The sequence below is a fragment of the Arthrobacter sp. TJ-238 genome (assembly GCF_058269215.1).
On the sequence record NZ_JBZCNH010000001.1, the window covers coordinates 13,957 to 33,799 of the forward strand.

Here is a 19,843-nt window from a genome sequence, read left to right on the forward strand (position 1 = left end):
AAGAACACCTTTATATAGAGGAAGAATCGCCTCCAGTTTACGCGGAGCCGGGCAGCTGGGCCCGCACGTGTTCCAGTCAGGCCGCGCGTGCGGACCGGGAGGGGACGTGCACCGGGTCGGTCAGCCCTCGGCGAGGGACCAGCGGACGCCGTCCGCCGCATCCTCGAGGACGATCCCGGCGGCGGCCAGCGCGTCGCGGATGGCGTCCGCCCGGGCCCAGTCGCGGTCGGAGCGGGCAGCGGTGCGCTCGGCGATCCTCGCACCGACCAGCGCATCGAGGGCCCTCGTGGCCGCGGCGTCGGCGGCGGTGCCGGACGTGGCGGTCCCCGCGTCGTCCAGTCCGAGGACGGCGGTCATCGCGGCGACGGCGGCGAGGTCGGTCCGGACGGCGTCGTCGTCGCCCGCCGCCAGCGCCGTGTTGCCGCTGCGCACCGTGGTGTGGAGGACCGCGAGGGCCTGGGGGACGTTGAGGTCGTCGTCCATGGCGGCCCCGAAGCCGTCGGGGAGGTCGACGGCACGGACGGGGCCGGGGGCCGGGGCGCCGACACGCGCGGAGGCCTTGGCGATGAATCCGTCGATGCGCGCCACCGCCGATGCCGCCTCCTGCAGGGACGTCTCGCGGTAGTCGAGCACCGACCGGTAGTGGGCCTGGCCGAGGTAGTAGCGCACCACGCGGGGCCCGGCGGCGTCGATCATCTCCTGCGGGCTGACGGTGTTGCCGATCGACTTCGACATCTTCTCGCCGCCGTACGTGACCATGCCGTTGTGCATCCAGAAGCGGGCGAACGCGTGGCCTGCGGCCTGCGACTGGGCCATCTCGTTCTCGTGGTGCGGGAAGCGCAGGTCGAGGCCACCGCCGTGGATGTCGAACTCCGTGCCGAGGTACTTCGTCACCATGCTCGAGCACTCGAGGTGCCAGCCGGGTCGACCCGTCCCCCAGGGGCTCGACCAGGACGCGCTCGCGGGGTCGGTGTCCTTCGAGCCCTTCCACAGTGCGAAGTCACGCGGGTCGCGCTTGCCGCGCGGGTCGGCATCGGGCGCGGCCTGCATGTCGTCGATGTCCTGGCGGGTGAGGCTGCCGTAGGCGGGCCAGGACCGCACGTCGAAGTAGACGTCGCCCGAACCGTCCGGCGCCGGGTAGGCATGGCCGCGGTCGATGAGCCGCTGGATGAGGGCGTGCATCTCGGGGATGTGGCCGGTGGCGCGCGGCTCGTAGGTTGGAGGGCGCACACCGAGCGCCGTGTAGGCGTCGTCGAAAGCGCGCTCGAACCGGTACGCAAGCGCCCACCACTGCTCCTGGGGTACCACGGACGGGTCCTCGGCGGCGGCGCCGTCGCGGAAGGAGTCCTGCGACTTGGCGAGGATCTTGTCGTCGATGTCGGTGACGTTCCGTACCACCGTGACGCGGAGGTCCCGCGCCTCGAGCCACCGCGTCAGCTGGTCGAACGCGATCGCCGAGCGGACATGGCCCACGTGGGGCATCCCCTGGACGGTGGCACCGCAGTAGTAGAGACTCGCCCGGCCCGGTTCGAGGGGTTCGAAGGGGCGCACCTCGGCGCGGGCGGTGTCATAGAATCGCAGGCTCACCGGTCCAGATTACCCGTCGGCAGCGCACGTCCCTGCGGCGTCGCGGGCGTAGCGCCTCAGCGGGAGCGTACGAGGACGGCGGTCGCGATGGCCGCGACGCCCTCTCCCCTGCCGGTCAGGCCCAGCCCGTCCGTGGTGGTGGCCGAGATGCTGACGGGTGCCTGCGCGGCGTCGGACAGGACCGCCTCCGCCTCCGCCCGGCGCGGCGCGAACTTCGGCCGGTTCCCGATGAGCTGCACGGCGATGTTGCCGATGTCGAATCCGGCCTCGCGGACGATCGCGGCGGCCGCGGCGAGCAGGGCGTGCCCGGACGCGCCGGCGTATTCGGGTCGGTCCGTGCCGAAGTGGGTGCCGAGGTCGCCCACACCGGCGGCGGAGAAGAGGGCGTCGGCCGCGGCATGGGCGACGGCGTCGCCGTCGGAGTGCCCGGACAGGCCCTGCTCCCCCTCCCACAGCAGGCCCGCGAGCCACAGCGGGGCGGGCGCATCGGCGGGCGCATAGGCGTGGACGTCGACGCCGATGCCCGTGCGGGGAAGGTGGGTGTGCTCGCTCAGGTACACGGCTGCTCCTGCTACTGGTAGGGGTCGGTCAACCCGCGACGTGCGGGAGGGACGGGACGTCGACGGGCACCCGGGCGAGGACCGCCTCGGCGATGACGAGGTCCAGCGGCGTGGTGACCTTGAAGGCGAGGGCGTCGCCGTCGACCACGCGGACGGTGGCACCGCGCGCCTCCATCAGCATGGCGTCGTCCGTGACCGTCGGATCGGCCGCACCGACGGCGGCGTGCGCGGCGCGGAGGGCCACGGCGTCGAAGCCCTGGGGGGTCTGCACGGCGCGCAGCGCACCGCGATCCGGGGTCGCGGTGACGACGTCGCCGTCCACCACCTTGACCGTGTCCACGACCGGCAGCACGGGGATGACCGCTGCGGCGCCGGCGGCGACGGCGGTGGCGACGCGCCGGAACACGTCCGGTGGCGTGAGGGCCCGCGCGGCGTCGTGGACGAGGACGACGGCGATCGCCGCCGGCAGCGCATCGAGGCCGGCTCGGACCGAGGCCGTCCGGGTCGCGCCACCGGTCACCGCGGTGACGGCCGGGCCGCCGGGACGGCTTGCGGCGGCGACCACGGCGGAGAGGACGGCGTCGTCCTGCGGGAGGACCACGACGACATGGCTCGCGACACCCGCCGCGATGACGGCGTCGAGCGAGTGTTCGAGGAGGGTACGCCCGGCGCACAGGACGCGGGCCTTGGGGATGCCCCGGCCCAGCCGCTGCCCGGCGCCCGCGGCGACCACCACGACACCGACCGCGCGGACGGCATGCTGCTTCTCGGACATCCCGTCACCCTATGTCAGGACCACGCAAAAAAGGGACCCGAAGGTCCCTCTTCCGCGCCGCCGTCGTCTCCTAGGAGGCGAGGACGTCGTCGAGAACGCTTGCAGCCTTCTCTTCGTCGGTCTTCTCAGCGAGTGCCAGCTCGGAGATGAGGATCTGCCGCGCTTTCGCGAGCATCCTCTTCTCGCCGGCCGACAGGCCGCGGTCGTGGTCGCGGCGCCACAGGTCCCGGACTACCTCGGCGACCTTGATGACATCGCCGGAGGCGAGCTTCTCGAGGTTCGCCTTGTAGCGGCGCGACCAGTTGGTGGGCTCTTCCGTGAATTCGGCCCGCAGGACGTCGAACACATGCTCGAGTCCCTCCTTGCCCACCACGTCGCGAACCCCTACGAGGTCAACGTTCTCTGCTGGTACTTCTATCGTCAGATCACCCTGTGCCACCTTGAGCTTGAGATACATCTTCTCCTCGCCCTTGATGACGCGCATCTTGATCTCCTCGATCTTCGCTGCGCCGTGATGCGGGTAAACAACTGTTTCGCCGACCTCAAAAACCATGTGGACTTTCCCCTTTCCCGGGAACCAGTTTATCACGGTAACGACACGCCGATGCCGCGTTTTCGCAGGTCAGGCGGCCGAAACAAGCACAAAGAACTATGATTCGCCCCTTGACTGCAGAGGATTTCAGTGATCCAGACCACTGCGCATCCGGCAAACCGACACCACGATTCGACGGCGTTGCCGATAGTCTGTTGAGTACGTCCGCTCCGGATCACCCCCGGTCCCACCTGTTGAACCCCAGGAGTTTGTGCTGTGAATAGTGCACCGAAGAACCGAGTGCAGCAGGCCGTTGCTGCAGGCGCCGTGCTGCTGACGCTGGGCGTCTCCGGCTGCAGCTTCACCACGGAGCAGTCGACGACGACGCAGTACGCGGCGTCCGACGGCATCGTGAAGGACCTCGGGCCGGTGCTCCTGCGCAACATCCTGATCGTCGGCCGCGACGACGAGACGGCCGGACGGCTCATCGGCACCGTGTTCAACACGAGCGACGACCCCGTGACGCTCTCCATCCAGGCCGGCGGTGCCGCCACCGAGGTGACCATCGACGGTCAGGGCCAGTTCAGGTTCGAGGAGGAGTCCTCGGACGACGCAACGCTCGAAGGGCTCGAGGACATCCCGGGCTCCCTCATCGATGTCGAGTTCGACGTCGAGGGCGAGCAGGCCGTCTTCGAGGTGCCGGTCCTCGACGGGACCCTCGAGGAGTACCGCGAGTACGTTCCCGGCGGCTACACGCCGCGACCGAGCGAGCCCGCCGCGACCGAAGAAGCCGCCGAGGGCGAGTAGCCTCGTCTCCCCACGAACGCGAACTGCCCGCCCCGGGATCGGAGGCGGGCAGTTCCATGTCCGGGCCGGGCGCGGCTAGGGCTCGTACTTGTAGCCGAGGCCGCGCACGGTGATGAGGTAGCGCGGGTTCGAGGGGTCGGGCTCCACCTTGCCGCGAAGCCGCTTCACGTGGACGTCGAGGGTCTTGGTGTCCCCCACGTAGTCCGACCCCCACACGCGGTCGATCAGCTGGCCGCGCGTCAGGACCCTCCCGGAATTCCGGAGCAGCATCTCGAGCAGCTCGAACTCCTTGAGCGGCAGGGCCACCTGCTCGCCGTCGACGCTCACCACGTGGCGTTCGATGTCCATCCGGACCGGACCGGCCTGGATGGTGTTGGCGATCAGCTCCTCGGGCTCGCCCTGGCGCCGGAGCACCGCACGCACGCGTGCCACGAGTTCACGGGACGAGTACGGCTTGGTCACGTAGTCGTCCGCGCCGAGTTCGAGGCCCACCACCTTGTCGATCTCCGCGTCCTTCGCCGTCAGCATGATGACCGGCACGCTGGAGCGCTGGCGCAGCTGGCGGCACACCTCGGTGCCGGAGAGCCCGGGCAGCTGGAGGTCCAGCAGCACGAGGTCCGCCCCCGAGCGGTCGAACTCGGTGATGGCGTCGAGCCCGTTGTCCACGACGGACACCTCGAAGCCTTCCTTGCCGAGGAGGTAGGACAGCGGGTCGCTGAACGATTCCTCGTCCTCGACGATCATGATTCGACTCAAGCCTTGACTCCCTGCTCATGGACAGCGGTGCTGCCCTTCTTCGCCGACTTCCTGTCGGCGCCCTGCGTCGTCGCTCCGTCCGCACCGGACTGGGCGTCGTCCTCCGACGTCCCCTCCATCTCCGGCAGGCGGACCGTGAACGTGCTGCCCTGCCCGGCCTGCGACCAGACCGTCACCTCGCCGCCGTGGTTCGAGACCACGTGCTTGACGATGCTGAGGCCGAGACCCGTGCCGCCGGTCTGGCGGGAGCGGGCGGCGTCGATGCGGTAGAACCGCTCGAAGATGCGCTCCTGCTCCTCGGGCGTGATGCCCGTGCCCTGGTCGGTGACCGACACCTGCACGAGGCCGTCCCGCGACCGCACACCCACTCCCACCCGCGTGCCCTCGGGCGAGTAGCGGATGGCGTTGTCGATGAGGTTGCGGAAGGCCGTCATGAGGAGGTCGCGGTCACCGTAGACCGGCGTGGGAGCGGAGCCGCCGACGACGATGTCGATCTGCTTGCTCTCCGCGGGGAGCTTGTTGCGGTCCACGGCCTCCGCGATGACCGAGTTCACGTCCACGGCCTTGCCGCGGCGCACGACGTCGGCGCCCTGCAGGCGGGAGAGCTCGATGATGTCCTGCACGAGGGCGGAGAGGCGCCCGGACTCCTTGTGCATGCGCTGGGCGAAGCGGCGGACCGCCACCTCGTCCTCGGCGGCGTCCTCGATGGCCTCGGCGAGGAGGGAGATGGCGCCCACCGGTGTCTTCAGCTCGTGCGAGACGTTCGCCACGAAGTCGTTGCGGATCTCCTCGCTGCGGGTGATCTCCGTGCGGTCGTCCGCGAGGATCAGGATGTACTCGGCACCCAGGGCCGCCACGCGGACCTGCACCACGATCGTGCCCTGGCCGAACGGCCCCCGGGGGAGCTCGAGCTGCTGCTGCTCGATCACGCCGTCACGCCGGACACGGGCCGTGAGGTCGAGGAGTTCGGAGTGCACCACGGTGTGGCCGCGCACCAGCCCGAAGGCGTAGGCCGCAGGGCTGGCCCGGACCACGCCGTCGATCGCGTCCACGATCACGTACGCACGGCCGATGATGGAGAGGACCTCGGCGGCGCCGTCGGGCAGCGTCGGCTCGTCCTCGTAGAGGAGCCGGACCCGCTGGGCCTCGCTCGCGCGGAACGCCACCATGCCGCCCACGCCGAGGGCCAGGCCGACCAGCCCGGCCACGAGCGTCAGGAGAAGGGGGTCCACGCTCATAGCTTATGCGCTGCGGTTTCCCGGTCCCCTGCCATCCGGTGGCAATGGACCGGTGGTTCAACTAACGTTCACACAAAGCGGAGCATCAGTTCACCGTGGGCTGGAAGGCTCGACCGGAAGTGCACCGTTGGACCAGACGAATTGGGAAGGACGCCTACGTGCGTAAGGTATTCCAGGCCGAGCTCCATCAGATCGGGGAGGAGCTCATCGAGATCTCGCAGCTCGTCTCCGAGGCGATCCAGAAGGCCAACAGCGCCTTCCAGGGGGCCGACACCGAGCTCGCGCAGGAGGTCATCGCCGCCGATGCACGGATCGACTTCCTCCAGAACTCCCTCGATGAGCGCGCGATCGACATCCTCGCCCTGCAGGGTCCCGTGGCATCCGACCTCCGCATGATCGTCGGCGCGCTGCGGATGAGCGCGTCGCTGGAGCGCATGGGAGACCTCGCCCGGCACGTGGCGCAGCTCGCGCGGCTGCGGTTCCCCGCGAACGTCATCCCCGAGAGCATCCGGTCCACCTTCGACGAACTCGCCGCACTCGACGTGCAGATTGCCGCGAAGGTCACCGAGCTGCTGGAGACGCGCAACCTGGACCTGAGCAACGAGATCAACGCGGCCAACGCACGCGTCAACGAACTGCACGCGGGCGTCTTCAGGGCGGTCGCCTCCGAGGACTGGAACGAGACCGCGCCGACGACCGTCGACGTGACCCTCGCAAGCCGCTACTACGAGCGTTTCGCCGATCACGGGGTCTCCGTGTCCAGGAAGGTCACCTACCTCGTCACCGGCGAATGGCAGCCCAGCGCACCGCTGAACTGACCCGCACCCCGATCAACAGGAACGACGGCGACCCCCTGGGGGTCGCCGTCGTTCCTGTTGATGCCGTCGGAGCTAGTGCTTGCCCTGGTTCGCGACCGCCTCGATGGCCGCCGCCGCGGCATCTGCGTCGAGGTAGGTGCCGCCTGCCTTCACGGGCTCGAGGTCCTCGTCCAGCTCGTAGACGAGCGGGATGCCCGTCGGGATGTTCAGCGAGGCGATGTCCCTGTCGCTGATGCCGTCGAGGTGCTTCACGAGGGCGCGCAGCGAGTTGCCGTGGGCGGCGATCAGGACGGTCCTGCCGGCTTTGATGTCTACCGTGATGTCGGACTCCCAGTACGGCAGGAAGCGGTCGAGGACGTCCTTCAGGCATTCGGTGCGGGGGACGTCGTCGCCGAGGTCCGCGTAGCGCGGGTCGCCGACCTGCGAGTACTCGCTGTCGTCGTCGAGCGGCGGCGGTGGGGTGTCATAGGACCGGCGCCATTCCATGAACTGCTCCTCGCCGAACTCCGCGAGGGTCTGGGCCTTGTCCTTGCCCTGCAACGCTCCGTAGTGGCGCTCGTTGAGCCGCCAGTGGCGCTTGACGTCGATCCAGCTGCGGTCGGCGGCCTCGAGTGCGAGATTCGCGGTGATGATGGCGCGCTTCTGCCGGGACGTGTAGACGATGTCGGGAAGGATGCCGGCCTCGGTCAGCAGGTGCCCGCCGCGGGTGGCCTCCTCGCGGCCCTTCTCCGTGAGGGCGACGTCCACCCAGCCGGTGAAGAGGTTCTTCTCGTTCCATTCGCTCTGCCCGTGGCGCAGCAGGATCAGTGTGTAGGTCATGGTTCCAGTCTGCCGTATGGCACTGCCGGAGGTCATGCGCGGGCGACGTATGACGGTGCCCGCGGGACGGGCGCCGGCGCGGCGGCACGCCCGGGGTGCCCTACCCTTGATGGGTGCCTCCGCGTCCCCGTCCCCCGAAACCTCTCGGGACCATCACCCGCGGCACCACCGCCCCGAACCGCCTCCGCCGGATGGACCGCTGGCTCGCGGGGCCCCAGGGACACCGCCTCCGCCGCGCCGCGGACCCGCTCGTCGTCGACCTCGGCTACGGGGCCGCCCCGGTCACCGCCGTCGAACTGTTCACACGCCTGCGGTCCGTGCGCCACGACGTCGAGGTGGTCGGCATCGAGATCGACCCCGCCCGGGTGGCCGCCGCAGCACCGCTCGCCCGCCCCGGCCTCGGCTTCCGGCAGGGCGGCTTCGAGCTGCCGCTGGACGGCCGGCGCCCCGTCGTCGTGCGCGCCTTCAACGTGCTGCGGCAGTACGACGAGGACGAGTACGCCGCCTACTGGGACGAGGTGCGCCTCCGCCTGGCCCCCGGCGGCGTGTTCATCGACGGCACCTGCGACGAGATCGGGCGCCGCGCCACCTGGGCGACCCTCGACAGCGAGGGACCGGTGTCACTGAGCGTGTCGCTGCGCTTCGGTGCGTTCGCACTGCCCTCCGACGTTGCGGAGCGGCTGCCCAAGGCGCTGATCCACCGGAACGTGCCCGGAGAGCGCGTCCACGCGTATCTCCGTGCCCTGGACAAGGCCTGGCTCGACGCCGCGGCGCTCGCCTCGTTCGGGAACCGGCAGCGCTGGACGGCGACGTGCGCTGCACTGAAAGCGGACGGCTGGCCGTTGCTGGACGGCCCGTCCCGGTGGCGGCTCGGCGAGGTCACCGTCGCCTGGGAGGCCGTGCGGCCGGGCTCGACGAGCGGCGGCTACCAGGGGCCGTAGGGCCCGCTGCTGCCGCCGCGACCCGAGGTCTGGCTGACGGCCGGCTTCACGTCGGCGAGATACACGCACGCCGCGATGATGGCCACGAGCTGGAAGAGGTTGAAGCCGCCCCGGCTGCTCAGGGTGGACAGCAGGCCGACGACGACGGCACCGCCCGTGAGGGCCAGCCAGAACCCCTTGGTCCGCTTGAAGGCGGCCTCGAAGGCCGTCCCGGGGCGCCGCACGCAGTCGGTGAGGGCCCACACCTCGATCCCCAGGGCCACGAAGCCGAGCGCGAGGTACAGGTATTGCTGGATCAGGAGGACGAGGTACACGCGTTCAGCTTAGCTGGCCCGCCTCCCGGGATGCACGGGACGCAGCCGGCACCGGCGAGGCCTCACCGCCGGCCGCCCGGTGGCGCGCCCGGTCGGTCGCCTGATGGAGCGCCTGGTCGAGGTCCGCCCAGAGGTCCTCGGGGTTCTCGATGCCGACGGACAGGCGCACGAGTGCCTCGGGCACGGTCAGCGGTTCGGCGGGCTGGCGCCGGCGCCGTTCCACGAGCGACTCCACGCCCCCGAGGGAGGTGGCGGGGAGCCACAGCCGGACGGCGGCGACGAGCGCGTCCGCCGTGGCGACGTCGTCGAGTTCGATGCTGACGATGCCGCCGAAGCCGCTGAACTGCGCGGCCGCGCGCTCGTGGCCCGGGTCCGAGGGCAGGCCCGGGTAGCGCACGCGGCGCACGGCGGGATGCTCCGCGAGGCGGTGCGCGAGCGTCAGGGCCGTGCCCTGGCTCCGGTCCATGCGCAGGGCGAGGGTGCGCAGCCCCCGCAGGGCGAGCCACACCTCGAACGGTCCCGCGATCGCGCCGTGCAGCGTCCGGTGCGCCAGGAGGCGCTCGCGCCGCACGGCGTCGGACGTGACGAGCGCCCCGAGGACCACGTCGGAGTGGCCGGCCAGCCACTTCGTGACGGAGTGCAGGACGACGTCGACGCCGGCCTCCAGCGGGCGGTGCACGATGGGCGTGTTGAAGGTGTTGTCGGCGACGACGACGGCGCCCGCCGCGTGGGCTGCGTCGGTCAGGACGGCCAGCTCTGCGACCTCGAGCATGGGGTTGGTGGGGCTCTCGAGCCACAGCATGAGGTGCCCGGCGTCGAACCGTGCGGCGAGGTCGGCGAGCTGGGCGAGGACGGCGTCGGTGTCCGCGACGTCGACGACGTGCAGTTCGAAGCGGCCCTGGGCGGCGAGGTCGGCGGCGAGGCCGAGCGAGCCCGCGTAGGCGTGGCGCGGCATGAGGACCGCTCCGCCCGAGGGCACGAGCGAGAGCGCGGCGGCGGCGGCGGCGAGGCCCGAGGCGAAGACGAGCGCCGGGAGTTCCCCTCCCTCGAGGGCACCGAGCGCCTCCTCGAAGGGGTCCCACGTGGGGTTGGAACCACGGGCGTAGATGCGGTCGCCCGGCTGGGGCGCCCGCGTCTCGTGGTAGGTCGTGGTGAGGACGATCGGCGCGTTGACGGGTGCGTCGTGCTCGCGGGGAGGACGCCCCGCCGCGACGGTGAGGGTGTCGGGGGCGAGGTCGGGCCGCTCGGATGCCATCCTCCGAGCCTAGCCCGGTGGCCGATCCCGCCCGCAAGTGTTACCCGGGCACAAGGTCGCCGCCACTCGGTAGGCTGAGTCCGTGACCTTTCCCCTCCCGCACGGACTCCCCGGGCTCTTCGTCGCCCTCGAGGGCGGCGACGGCGCCGGCAAGTCCACCCAGGCGGCAATGCTCTGCCGGGCCCTCGAGGCCGGTGGCCGTCGAGCGGTCCGCACACGGGAACCGGGCGGCACCCCGATCGGGGAGACGCTCCGCTCCCTCGTCCTCGAGTACGGCCACGGCGAGATCGATGCTCGCACCGAGGCCCTCCTGTTCGCCGCCTCGCGGGCGGCCCACGTGCAGCAGGTGATCCTGCCCGCCCTGCGGCGCGGCGACGTCGTGGTGTGCGACCGCTACATCGACTCCTCCGTCGCCTACCAGGGGGCCGGCCGCGGACTGGGTGCGCAGGCGGTCCTCGAGGTGAACCTCTGGGCCACCGAGGGCCTCCGCCCCGACCTCACCGTCCTGCTCGACGTGGAGCCCGCGGAGGGCCGGAGCCGGCGCACCGCGGGCTCCGCGCCCGAGGACCGCCTGGAGTCCGAACCCGACGGCTTCCACGCGGACATCCGGGCCGCCTTCCTGGATCTCGCACGCCAGGCGCCGGAACGTTATCTGGTGCTGGGCGCGTCCGGCACGCCGGAGGAGCTGCACCAGGCCATCCTGGACGCCCTCGCGCGGGTGCCCGCATGAGCGCCGCCACGCACAGCCTGCCCGTCACCGGCGTGTGGGCCGAGTTGCGCGGCCAGGAGCAGGTGGTGGAGCAGTTGCGCCGCGCGGCGGAGTCCGGCGCCCCCACGCACGCCTGGCTCTTCACCGGTCCGCCCGGCTCCGGGCGCTCCAATGCCGCCCGGGCGTTCGCCGCGGCGCTGCTCTGCGAGCGGGAGGCCCTGACCGAGCGCGGCTGCGGTACGTGCAAGGCGTGCCGCACCGTCCTCTCCGGGACCCACGCCGATCTCACCAACGTCACCACCGAGAAGGTGACCATCAGCATCGACGAGGCCCGCGAACTCGTCCGCAAGGCGCAGGACAAGCCGTCCACGGGCCGGTGGCGCATCATCATCGTCGAGGACGCCGACCGCATGCAGGAACGCAGCACCAACGTGCTGCTCAAGGCGATCGAGGAGCCGCCGCCGCGCACCATCTGGCTGCTCTGCGCGCCCAGCCCGGGCGACGTCCTCGTGACCATCCGTTCGCGCTGCCGGTCCGTGGGCCTCCGGCTGCCGCCCGTCCAGGACGTCGCCGACCTGCTCGTGGCGCGGGACGGCATCGACCCGGCGACGGCGGAGGCGGCCGCGCGCGCCGCGCAGAGCCACATCGGCGTGGCGAAGCGCCTCGCGACCGACGACGGCGCCCGGGAGCGGCGCAACCAGATCGTCCGGCTCCCGCTGACCCTGCGCTCCGTGGCCGGGGCCATGCGCGCCGCCGCGGACCTCGTGAAGCTCGCGGAGGCGGAGGCGCAGAGCTCCTTCGAGCAGCGCGACGCCGAGGAGCGCGCCGCCCTGCTGGCAACCCTCGGGGCCCCCGAGACGGGTACCCTGCCGCCATCCCTGCGGGCACAGATCAAGCGCCTCGAGGAGGACCAGACCCGCCGAGCGAAACGTTCCAAGAACGACTACTTCGACCGCGCGCTGACGGACCTCATCTCCTTCTACCGCGACGTCCTCATGCTGCAGGTCTCCACGGGGCAGCCGCTCGTGAACGAGCCGCTGCGCCCCGAGCTCGAGGAGTTCGCCCGCCGTGAGAGCGCCGAGGACACCCTCCTGCGCCTCGAGGCGATCAACGAGGTCCGTACGCGGCTCGTCAGCACCAACGTGTCCCCTCTCCTCGCGATCGAAGCGATGACCGTCAGCCTGCTGTCCCGGAAGGACCTCGACCGATGACCCCTGGACCGCTCTCCCCCGGCGCTGCCCCGCGCCGCCGCCCCCTGGGCGTCCTCGCCGCGGCCGCCGCCGTGATGCTCGGCCTGTCCGGGTGCACCCTGTTCTCCCCCGACGGGGCGGACACCCCGGTGACCGGTGTGGAGACCGCCGACCCCGCGGCCATCGGCGAGGTGGCCGGTGACCTCCGCGACTTCTACACGCAGGAGGTGCGGTGGGAGGACTGCGAGGGCTCGTTCTCGTGCGCCACGATCGAGGTGCCGCTGGACTACAGCGATCCCGGCCGCAGCAGCATCGAGCTCTCCGCCATCCGATCCGAGGCCACGGGTGAGGCGCAGGGCACCATCCTCGTGAACCCGGGCGGCCCCGGAGGGTCCGGCGTGAACATCGTGCAGGAGTCCCTCGACTACGTCACGAGCGAGCGGCTGCGCCAGGACTACGACATCGTCGGGTTCGACCCCCGCGGGGTCAACCGGTCCAGTGCGGTCGAGTGCTTCACCGACGCCGAGCAGGACGAGGCCCGGCAGGAGAGCTACCCGCCCGACGCGCCCGAGGACGAGATCCTGGCGCTGATGACCGCTGACGCCCAGGAGTACGCGGACCTCTGCGCCGAGCGCACGGGCGAACTGCTCGGGTTCGTGGACACCGAGTCGGCGGCACGGGACATGGACATCCTGCGCGCGATCGTCAGCGACCCGAAGCTCAACTTCCTCGGCTTCTCCTACGGGACCCAGCTGGGGGCGACGTACGCGGACCTGTTCCCCGAGCGGGCGGGCCGCCTGGTGCTCGACGGCGCGATCGACCCCTCGCTCAGCAACGAGAACATCACCCTCGGGCAGGCGGGCGGCTTCGAACGGGCGGTCCGCGCGTACGTCGCCGCCTGCCAGCAGGGGGCGGACTGCCCGTACACCGGGAGCGTGGACGACGGCGTCCGCCAGATCCAGGACCTGTTCGCCGCCGTCGAGCGTGAACCGCTCACCGCGGAGGACGGCCGCCTCGTGCCGATCTCGACCTTCGTGCAGGGCTTCATCCTGCCGCTCTACGACAACGGCAACTGGCCCACGCTCACGCAGGCGGTCACCGCGGCCCTCGCCGGCGACCCGACCAGCATGCTGTACCTCGCGGACCTCGGCGCCGAACGCCAGCCGGACGGCACCTACGCGTCCAACTCGACGGCGGCGTTCCTCGCCGTGACGTGCCTCGACTACCCCATGACGAGCGATCCCGCGCAGATGCGCGCCGACGAGCAGGAACTCGTCGCCGCGTCCCCGACCTTCGGACGGTTCCTCGCCTACGGCGGCATCACGTGCGCGCCGTGGAAGTACCCGCCCGTCCTCGGGCCGGCTCCCCTGCAGGCCGCCGGGGCGGATCCGATCGTCGTGATCGGCACCACGGGCGATCCCGCCACGCCCTACGAGTGGTCCACGGCCCTGGCCGGGCAGCTGGAGTCCGGCGTGCATGTCACGTGGCAGGGCGAGGGGCACACCGCCTACGGACGGTCCAACGACTGCATCCTGGACCTCGTCGACTCCTACTTCATCGACGGCACGGTCCCGGCGGACGGCACGCGCTGCTGATCGCCGTCGATCACTGCCGGGAGCCACTGCGGCAGGTGGCACATGGACGGCAGGACGACGTCGGCCCCGGCGAGCCGCAGTTCGGCCTCCGAGTGCGCACCCGTCAGGACCCCGATGACCGCGCCCGCGCCGGCCCGTTGCCCCGCGATGACGTCCGACGTCGTGTCCCCCGCCACCAGGACCGAGCGGACGTCCTCGATGTCGAGGGCGAGGACCGCGGTGAGGATGATGTCCGGGTAGGGGCGGCCGCGGCCCGCGTCCGAGGGGCAGAGGCTGAGGTCGGCCAGGCCCATCCAGCCGAGGGATTCCAGGATCATGTTCTGCGTGTGGCGCCCGAAGCCGGTGGCGAGGCAGATCTTCAAACCCAGGCCGCGCAGGGCCAGGATGGCGTCCTCGGCGCCCGGGATGGGCCGGACGCCGTGCCGGGCGAGGAGGGTGTCGTACGCCGTCTCGAAGGTCCGGTTCACGTCGACCGCGGTGGCGATGTCGTCGAAGAGATGCCGGAAGACGAGTTCCTTGGAGGTGCCCATCGTCCGGCGCGCGTACGCGGTCATGTCGTCGAAGGCACCCGTGCCCTCGTGCACGCCGTGCGAGGCGAGGGCTCGCGAGAAGGCCTCCTCCTGCAGGGCGCCCTCGTCGACGGTGGTCCCCGCCATGTCGATCACGGCGAGCGAGAATGTGCGGTCGTGCGCCACGCGGCGTCCCCCTTGTGCTGCCGGATCCGCCCCGATGCGGGTCACGGGTGCCCTCAGCGTTCCGGAGGCGGCTGACGGGCGCACGTACGGAAGGCGGCGCCGGGGTGAACCGGAGCCGAATTCGCGCCGGGATCCGCCATTTTGACCGCGGGGCGGACCCTCCTATAAAGTTGTGGCTTGTGGATCGGCCCCGGGTACAGCCCGGAACCGGGAAGCATTGCCTCCTTAGCTCAGTCGGTAGAGCGTCTCACTCGTAATGAGAAGGTCGCCAGTTCGACTCTGGCAGGAGGCTCCACTAGAACCCCGGACGGTACGCCGCCGGGGTTTTCTCATATCCGGATCAGCCCATCGCCGGGCCGGACTCCGAGGACCCGGTCAGTTCACCCAGGAACGCGTGGCATCTCGCGGCCCGCTCGGAATCCTGGGCCATGACCTGCTCGAAGAACTCGGCGATGTCGTCCCGGCCCGCATTGCGGGCGTCGCGCACGTACTGGCCGTAATCGTGCCCGGCCTTCAGCGAGTGGTACTGCAGGGAGATGAGGTCGAACGAGACGTCGTCGAATCCGGTTTCTCCAGTAGCCATGACGTACCTCCGTGTCGGTGTGAACTGGTGGTGTCAGGCTAGATCGGTGGATTTCCGGGGGCAACGGCGAGATGGGCCCAGCGCGGTCCTCGCCACTCCCCGGGGAGTCTGTTAGACGCCGGGCGGGCCCTCCGGGCCGCCGTCGGTGGTGACCACGGCGCCCGACTGCAGCAGGGCCTTCAGGGCGTCGGCGCCCGCGGAATCGGCGGCCGCGGCGGCGAGGTTCGCCTCCGTGACGGCGCGCAGGACCTCCTCGCGCTGGATCTTCACGCCCCGGGGCGCGTCGATGCCGATGCGGATGCCCTCGCCGCGGGAATCGAGCACCGTGATGACGATGTCGTCGCCGATCAGGATCTGCTCCCCGACCTTTCGCGTTAGAACAAGCATCGTGTCACTCTATCCCGGCCGGCCGGGCTCGTCGGCGACCACCGCCCGGCCTGGTGCGTCCCGGCGGCCCGTCCTGCCAGCCCACCGGCAGTCCCAGTGCGAGGACGGTGTCGGGCGTCGACGTCGCCCCCTGCCCGACGACGGCGAGGCCCGCCGGCTCGAGTCCGGCGCGCTCCATGCTCCTGCGCAGCGCCCCGACCCAGGCGGCGGTGTCCGCCTCCTTGCGCCCGGCATCGACCGCGAGCCACACCTGGTCCGGGCGCAGGGCGATCAGCAGGCGGGCATCCTGCACAGGATCCCCGGACCAGAGCGCGAGGAACACCGGATGTCCGCCGTCCACGCCTGCGGCACGGGCGGCGTTCGCGTCGAGGTGGTCCCCGATCCTGCGGGCGTCCGGTCGCAGCCAGCCCGTCGTCTCCCCCGCGAGCGCGACCGCGGCGGGGGCTCCCCCGCCGAATGCCGTCGCCATCGCCTGGACGACCTCCCAGCTCGCGGCAGGCGACCCGATGACGGTCACGAGGTCGCCGGAGGCCTGGAGGACGGCGGGGACGGGTATCCGCGCGGCGGACCGGCTGACAGCGTGTCCACCCAGGTCGGGCAGCTGTGCGGGGTCGCCCGGTGACGCGTCGAGGTGCGGCACGACAGCGGACGCGTCGTCGGCCTCGGCGAGCTCCGCCGCCGGCCGGGGAGGGTGCGCCGCGGGACGGGCGTGACGATCGTCCGCCGTGACGGCCGGTGCCGGCACCGGGTCGGTGGCGAAGGTCAGGTTGTCCATGAGCGCGGCGAAGAGGCCCGAGTCGGTGGAGACGGCGGCCGCCGGTTCCTCCTGCCGTCCGGGACGGCTGCCGGTGCCCGGACGGCCGGTCCCGGTGAGGCGCGCCTCGTCGAGTTCGGCCTGTTCCAGGAGTGCGTTGATGCCGGAGGGCTGTGCTGCTGCGCTGCGCCGTCCACGTGGACGCTCGGCGGCCGGGGCGTTGTCGTGCTGCGGTACTTCCACGACGATCTCGTAGTGCTTGCGCGCGAAGGCGCCGCGGATCCCGCCGACCGTCACGAGCTCCGCGGAGACGATGAGCGCGTGCGGGCCGTACAGGGTGGCGGCCCGCGCCTTCAGCTCCTCGAGGGAGGAACCCTCAAGATGAAACAGCTGCGGTACCACGCACCACCCCTACGGTCTCGATGGCCACGTTCGCGCTGGTGACCTCCTGGTAGGAGAGCACGGGCAGTGCTGCCGCCTGCGGCCCGACGAGCCGCTTCAGCGCGGGCCGTAGCGCCGGTGCACAGACGAGGACCGCGGCCTGACCGGAGGCCTCGAGGTCGGCCGCCGTGGAGCGGATGGAGGCGAGGACGGCCTCGGTCCGGGCAGGGTCGAGGAGGATCTGCGTGCCCTGGTCGGACGGGCGGAGGCCCTCGAGCATGGATTGTTCGAGCAGCGGGTCGATCATGATGACGCGCAGCAGGGGCCCGTCGAGGTACTGCTGCGTCACGGCGGGCCCGAGCGCCAGCCGGGCGGCCTCGACGAGGCCCTCCGGGTCCGACGACGACTTCGCCTTCAGCGTCAGTGCCTCGTAGATGCGCGCGAGGTCGTTGATGGGCACCTGCTCCGACAGCAGTCCCTGCAGCACGCGCTGCACCTCGGCCAGGGACAGCAGACCGGGCACGAGTTCCTCGACGGCGGACGGGTTGACCTGCCGGACGCCGTCGGTCAGGACGCGGACGTCCTCGCGGGTCAGGAGGCGGGCGGCGTTCGCGGTGATGACCGCGGAGAGGTGGGTCACCAGCACCGACACCCGGTCGATGACCGTGGCGCCGGAGAGCTCGGCGTTGTGGCGGAGCTCGGACGGCACCCACTTGCCTGCGAGCCCGAACACGGGTTCCACGACCGCGGTGCCCGGCAGGTGGGCGAGGTGGTCCCCGAGGGCGAGGACCTTGCCGCGCGGTGCCTCGCCCCGCCCGGCCTCGACGCCGGCGATCCTGATGACGTAGGTGGCCGGCGGCAGGTCGATGCTGTCCCGTGTGCGGACGGGAGGGACCACGACGCCGAGTTCGAGGGCGATCTTCCGGCGGAGCGCACGGACGCGACCGAGCAGATCGTCGGGGGCGCCCGTGACGACGTCCACGAGGTCCGGGGCGAGCAGCACCTCGAGGGCGTGGACGCGCATCTGCTCGAGCAGGTCGTCCGTGCTGTCGGCCGAGGGTACGGCTGCTTCGGCCTCGAGCGCGGCGGCCGCCGTCCTGGCATCGGCGTCGGACTTCTTGAGCCGCTGTGCGATCACGATCAGACCCGCACCCACCACCACGAACGGCAGCTTCGGCATGCCGGGGATGAGGGCCATGACGATCGCCGCCGCTCCGGCGATGCGCAGGGCGTTCTGCGACTGGCCGAGCTGCTGTGCCGCCATCGAGCCCATGTCCGCGTCGGCGTTGGAACGGGTCACGATCATGCCCGTGGACACCGCCATGAGCAGTGCCGGGATCTGGGTGACGAGGCCGTCGCCGATGGTGAGCAGCCCGTACGTGGTGAGGGCCTCGGAGATCGGCAGACCGTCCTGCAGCATGCCGATCGCGAGGCCGCCGACCATGTTGATGATGATGATGATGATGCCGGCGATGGCGTCGCCCTTCACGAACTTCGACGCGCCGTCCATGGCGCCGTAGAAGTCGGCCTCCGCGGAGACCTCCGCCCGGCGCTCGCGGGCCTGGGTGTCGGTGATCAGTCCGGCGTTGAGGTCGGCGTCGATGGCCATCTGCTTGCCCGGCATGGCATCCAGCGTGAAGCGGGCTCCCACCTCGGCGACGCGCTCGGCACCCTTGGTGACCACGACGAACTGGATGACGATGAGGATCAGGAAGACGACGGCGCCGATGATGATCGACCCGCCGACGGCGACATGCCCGAAGGCGGCGATGACCTCGCCCGCGTAGCCGTCGCCGAGCACCAGCCGGGTGGAGGCGACGTTGAGGCCGAGGCGGAACAGCGTCGCGACGAGCAGCAGGGACGGGAACACCGAGAAGTCCAGCGGCTTGCGCACGAACATGGTGTTCAGCAGGATCACGAGCGCCAGCAGGATGTTCACGATGATCAGCACGTCCAGCAGCACCGACGGTACCGGCACCACGAGAAGCAGGATGATGCCGACGACCCCGACGGGCACCAGGAACTTGGACAGGGAAGAACGCATTATCGGAGGCCTCCGGCGGCTGCGGGTCGGGCGGGCAGGGTGTGGACGCCGCGGGCGGCTCCCCTGGTCCTCAGGGACATGACGAATGCCAGGATGCGGGCCACCTGGTCGTAGTTCTCGAACGGGATCTCCTGGCCGAGGTCGCACGCCGCATGCAGGGCCCGCGCGAGCGGGATGTCCGAGACCATCGGCACGTGCTTCTTCTCGGCCTCCTCGCGGATCTTCGCCGCGATCACGCCGGCACCCTTCGCGACGACGCGCGGCGCGGACCGGCCCGGTTCGTACTTGAGGGCGACCGCGACGTGCGTCGGATTGACGAGCACGACGTCGGCCCCGCCGACGGCGGCGATCATGCGGTTGCGGCTCATGGCGAGCTGGCGGGATCGACGCTGCGACTTGATGAGGGGGTCGCCGTCGGAGTTCTTGTTCTCGTCCTTGACCTCCTTCTTGGTCATGCGGGTCTTCTTGCGGTTGCGGCGCATCACCACGAGGACATCGAGCGCCGCGAGGGCCAGGCCCGCGACGACGGCCGCCTGCAGCAGCGCCGCCGTCCCTTCTCCGGCGGTGGAGAGGAGCGAGGCGACGGAGAGCCCGCCGGCCGCCATGAGCGCAGGCATGAGGTTCTGCACGACGACGACGAGCACCAGGGCGACCACCCCGGTCTTCAGGAGCGCCTTCGCCCCCTGCCACAGGGCCTGGCCGCCGAGGATCCGCTTGAGGCCCGTGACCACGTTGAACTGCTCGAACCTGCCCGAGAACTTCTTGACGTGGATGCCGCCCTGCAGTGCTGCGGTACCGAGGACGGCCACGAGCAGCACGCCGAGGAACGGCCCGAGGACGGTGGCGAGGGAGGCGCCGCCGTCGGCGAGGGCGTCGAGGGCCGCCGAGGGGTCGGGGCTCGCGATGGTGTCGGCGACGCGGACGAGCTGCTCCGAGGCGACGTCCGAGGATCGGGCGATGAGGGACGGCAGCATGAGCGCTGCGGCGCCGACGCCGATCCAGGCCGTGAAGTCCTCGGACTTGGCGAGCTGGCCCTTCGAGCGGACGTCCTTCATCCGCTTGTCGGTGGCCTGCTCGGTCCGCTCGCCGGAATCCTCCGCCAT

General features: G+C 71.2%; 21 protein-coding genes and 1 tRNA gene. 7 read left to right on the forward strand and 15 right to left on the reverse strand.

The window, feature by feature from the left end:
* Positions 1-120: 120 nt before the first annotated feature.
* From cysS to AC4D2O_RS00050, 4 genes are all read right to left on the reverse strand, one after another.
* The gene (gene cysS, locus AC4D2O_RS00035; RefSeq protein WP_490904396.1) at positions 121-1,587 is read right to left on the reverse strand and encodes a cysteine--tRNA ligase; all 1,467 of its coding nucleotides are present in this window, start codon (positions 1,585-1,587) and stop codon (positions 121-123) included.
* Positions 1,588-1,643: 56 nt separating this feature from the next.
* A complete protein-coding gene (gene ispF / locus AC4D2O_RS00040) occupies positions 1,644-2,147 on the reverse strand; it encodes a 2-C-methyl-D-erythritol 2,4-cyclodiphosphate synthase (protein ID WP_490904397.1) in 504 nt (167 codons plus the stop codon).
* A 28-nt stretch (positions 2,148-2,175) separates the two neighbouring features.
* Positions 2,176-2,922, reverse strand: coding sequence for a 2-C-methyl-D-erythritol 4-phosphate cytidylyltransferase (gene ispD, locus AC4D2O_RS00045; RefSeq protein WP_490904398.1), 747 nt, complete (start codon positions 2,920-2,922; stop codon positions 2,176-2,178).
* 70 nt (positions 2,923-2,992) lie between these two features.
* Positions 2,993-3,475 (reverse strand): CarD family transcriptional regulator, encoded by a 483-nt coding sequence (locus AC4D2O_RS00050; RefSeq protein WP_104049001.1) that lies wholly within the window; start codon positions 3,473-3,475, stop codon positions 2,993-2,995.
* Positions 3,476-3,730: 255 nt separating this feature from the next.
* On the opposite strand from AC4D2O_RS00050, the gene AC4D2O_RS00055 reads away from it, so the two are divergent.
* Positions 3,731-4,261 carry a hypothetical protein gene (locus tag AC4D2O_RS00055; RefSeq protein ID WP_490904399.1) on the forward strand — a complete coding sequence of 177 codons (531 nt, stop codon included), beginning with the start codon at positions 3,731-3,733 and terminating at the stop codon, positions 4,259-4,261.
* Positions 4,262-4,336: 75 nt separating this feature from the next.
* Here the strand turns inward: AC4D2O_RS00055 and AC4D2O_RS00060 are convergent, their stop codons facing one another.
* On the reverse strand, positions 4,337-5,017 hold the full coding sequence (locus tag AC4D2O_RS00060; protein ID WP_104048999.1) for a response regulator transcription factor: 681 nt from the start codon (positions 5,015-5,017) through the stop codon (positions 4,337-4,339).
* Positions 5,014-6,249 (reverse strand): sensor histidine kinase, encoded by a 1,236-nt coding sequence (locus AC4D2O_RS00065; RefSeq protein ID WP_490904400.1) that lies wholly within the window; start codon positions 6,247-6,249, stop codon positions 5,014-5,016. The genes AC4D2O_RS00060 and AC4D2O_RS00065 overlap by 4 nt, the downstream gene beginning before the upstream one ends.
* Positions 6,250-6,413: 164 nt before the next feature.
* Here AC4D2O_RS00065 and phoU point away from each other — a divergent pair, with 164 nt between their 5' ends.
* Positions 6,414-7,073 carry a phosphate signaling complex protein PhoU gene (gene phoU, locus AC4D2O_RS00070; RefSeq protein WP_490904401.1) on the forward strand — a complete coding sequence of 220 codons (660 nt, stop codon included), beginning with the start codon at positions 6,414-6,416 and terminating at the stop codon, positions 7,071-7,073.
* Positions 7,074-7,145: 72 nt separating this feature from the next.
* On the opposite strand, the gene AC4D2O_RS00075 is transcribed toward phoU, so the two are convergent.
* Positions 7,146-7,892: a phosphoglyceromutase gene (locus AC4D2O_RS00075; protein WP_490904402.1), complete on the reverse strand. Its 747-nt coding sequence runs from the start codon at positions 7,890-7,892 to the stop codon at positions 7,146-7,148.
* A 191-nt stretch (positions 7,893-8,083) separates the two neighbouring features.
* On the opposite strand from AC4D2O_RS00075, the gene AC4D2O_RS00080 reads away from it, so the two are divergent.
* Positions 8,084-8,833: a class I SAM-dependent methyltransferase gene (locus tag AC4D2O_RS00080; protein WP_490905157.1), complete on the forward strand. Its 750-nt coding sequence runs from the start codon at positions 8,084-8,086 to the stop codon at positions 8,831-8,833.
* Here AC4D2O_RS00080 and AC4D2O_RS00085 read toward each other — a convergent pair.
* Positions 8,818-9,147 carry a DUF2516 family protein gene (locus AC4D2O_RS00085; protein WP_490904403.1) on the reverse strand — a complete coding sequence of 110 codons (330 nt, stop codon included), beginning with the start codon at positions 9,145-9,147 and terminating at the stop codon, positions 8,818-8,820. The genes AC4D2O_RS00080 and AC4D2O_RS00085 overlap by 16 nt on opposite strands.
* Positions 9,148-9,151: 4 nt before the next feature.
* The gene (locus tag AC4D2O_RS00090; RefSeq protein WP_490904404.1) at positions 9,152-10,402 is read right to left on the reverse strand and encodes a trans-sulfuration enzyme family protein; all 1,251 of its coding nucleotides are present in this window, start codon (positions 10,400-10,402) and stop codon (positions 9,152-9,154) included.
* Positions 10,403-10,484: 82 nt separating this feature from the next.
* Here AC4D2O_RS00090 and tmk point away from each other — a divergent pair, with 82 nt between their 5' ends.
* The 3 genes from tmk to AC4D2O_RS00105 are packed head-to-tail and all read left to right on the forward strand — an operon-like array spanning position 10,485 to position 13,896.
* The gene (gene tmk / locus AC4D2O_RS00095; protein WP_490904405.1) at positions 10,485-11,132 is read left to right on the forward strand and encodes a dTMP kinase; all 648 of its coding nucleotides are present in this window, start codon (positions 10,485-10,487) and stop codon (positions 11,130-11,132) included.
* Positions 11,129-12,322 (forward strand): DNA polymerase III subunit delta', encoded by a 1,194-nt coding sequence (locus AC4D2O_RS00100; protein ID WP_490904406.1) that lies wholly within the window; start codon positions 11,129-11,131, stop codon positions 12,320-12,322. Before tmk ends, AC4D2O_RS00100 begins: the two co-directional genes overlap by 4 nt.
* Positions 12,319-13,896, forward strand: a complete 1,578-nt coding sequence (locus AC4D2O_RS00105) for an alpha/beta hydrolase (RefSeq protein WP_490904407.1) — start codon at positions 12,319-12,321, stop codon at positions 13,894-13,896. The genes AC4D2O_RS00100 and AC4D2O_RS00105 overlap by 4 nt, the downstream gene beginning before the upstream one ends.
* Here AC4D2O_RS00105 and AC4D2O_RS00110 read toward each other — a convergent pair.
* On the reverse strand, positions 13,851-14,591 hold the full coding sequence (locus tag AC4D2O_RS00110; RefSeq protein WP_490904408.1) for an HAD family hydrolase: 741 nt from the start codon (positions 14,589-14,591) through the stop codon (positions 13,851-13,853). The two genes, AC4D2O_RS00105 and AC4D2O_RS00110, sit on opposite strands and share 46 nt — an antisense overlap.
* A 219-nt stretch (positions 14,592-14,810) precedes the next feature.
* Here AC4D2O_RS00110 and AC4D2O_RS00115 point away from each other — a divergent pair.
* Positions 14,811-14,886, forward strand: a tRNA-Thr gene (locus AC4D2O_RS00115).
* Positions 14,887-14,931: 45 nt separating this feature from the next.
* On the opposite strand, the gene AC4D2O_RS00120 is transcribed toward AC4D2O_RS00115, so the two are convergent.
* From AC4D2O_RS00120 to AC4D2O_RS00140, 5 genes are all read right to left on the reverse strand, one after another.
* Positions 14,932-15,174 (reverse strand): acyl carrier protein, encoded by a 243-nt coding sequence (locus AC4D2O_RS00120; RefSeq protein WP_490904409.1) that lies wholly within the window; start codon positions 15,172-15,174, stop codon positions 14,932-14,934.
* 111 nt (positions 15,175-15,285) lie between these two features.
* Positions 15,286-15,561 carry a carbon storage regulator CsrA gene (csrA, locus tag AC4D2O_RS00125; RefSeq protein WP_490904410.1) on the reverse strand — a complete coding sequence of 92 codons (276 nt, stop codon included), beginning with the start codon at positions 15,559-15,561 and terminating at the stop codon, positions 15,286-15,288.
* Positions 15,562-15,565: 4 nt separating this feature from the next.
* The gene (locus AC4D2O_RS00130; protein ID WP_490904411.1) at positions 15,566-16,717 is read right to left on the reverse strand and encodes a hypothetical protein; all 1,152 of its coding nucleotides are present in this window, start codon (positions 16,715-16,717) and stop codon (positions 15,566-15,568) included.
* Complete coding sequence (locus AC4D2O_RS00135) at positions 16,692-18,740, reverse strand: flagellar biosynthesis protein FlhA (RefSeq protein ID WP_490904412.1); 2,049 nt, start codon at positions 18,738-18,740, stop codon at positions 16,692-16,694. The genes AC4D2O_RS00130 and AC4D2O_RS00135 overlap by 26 nt, the downstream gene beginning before the upstream one ends.
* Positions 18,740-19,843, reverse strand: a complete 1,104-nt coding sequence (locus tag AC4D2O_RS00140; RefSeq protein WP_490904413.1) for an EscU/YscU/HrcU family type III secretion system export apparatus switch protein — start codon at positions 19,841-19,843, stop codon at positions 18,740-18,742. The genes AC4D2O_RS00135 and AC4D2O_RS00140 overlap by 1 nt, the downstream gene beginning before the upstream one ends.

Bases quoted from the DNA above. Each gene is read 5' to 3' on its own strand.
- ispD (WP_490904398.1), bottom strand. From the start codon at position 2,922: ATGTCCGAGAAGCAGCATGCCGTCCGCGCGGTCGGTGTCGTGGTGGTC.
- AC4D2O_RS00050 (WP_104049001.1), bottom strand. From the start codon at position 3,475: ATGGTTTTTGAGGTCGGCGAAACAGTTGTTTACCCGCATCACGGCGCA.
- AC4D2O_RS00075 (WP_490904402.1), bottom strand. From the start codon at position 7,892: ATGACCTACACACTGATCCTGCTGCGCCACGGGCAGAGCGAATGGAAC.
- AC4D2O_RS00080 (WP_490905157.1), top strand. From the start codon at position 8,084: ATGGACCGCTGGCTCGCGGGGCCCCAGGGACACCGCCTCCGCCGCGCC.
- AC4D2O_RS00090 (WP_490904404.1), bottom strand. From the start codon at position 10,402: ATGGCATCCGAGCGGCCCGACCTCGCCCCCGACACCCTCACCGTCGCG.
- AC4D2O_RS00100 (WP_490904406.1), top strand. From the start codon at position 11,129: ATGAGCGCCGCCACGCACAGCCTGCCCGTCACCGGCGTGTGGGCCGAG.
- AC4D2O_RS00105 (WP_490904407.1), top strand. From the start codon at position 12,319: ATGACCCCTGGACCGCTCTCCCCCGGCGCTGCCCCGCGCCGCCGCCCC.
- AC4D2O_RS00120 (WP_490904409.1), bottom strand. From the start codon at position 15,174: ATGGCTACTGGAGAAACCGGATTCGACGACGTCTCGTTCGACCTCATC.
- csrA (WP_490904410.1), bottom strand. From the start codon at position 15,561: ATGCTTGTTCTAACGCGAAAGGTCGGGGAGCAGATCCTGATCGGCGAC.
- AC4D2O_RS00135 (WP_490904412.1), bottom strand. From the start codon at position 18,740: ATGCGTTCTTCCCTGTCCAAGTTCCTGGTGCCCGTCGGGGTCGTCGGC.
- AC4D2O_RS00140 (WP_490904413.1), bottom strand. From the start codon at position 19,843: ATGGCGGAGGATTCCGGCGAGCGGACCGAGCAGGCCACCGACAAGCGG.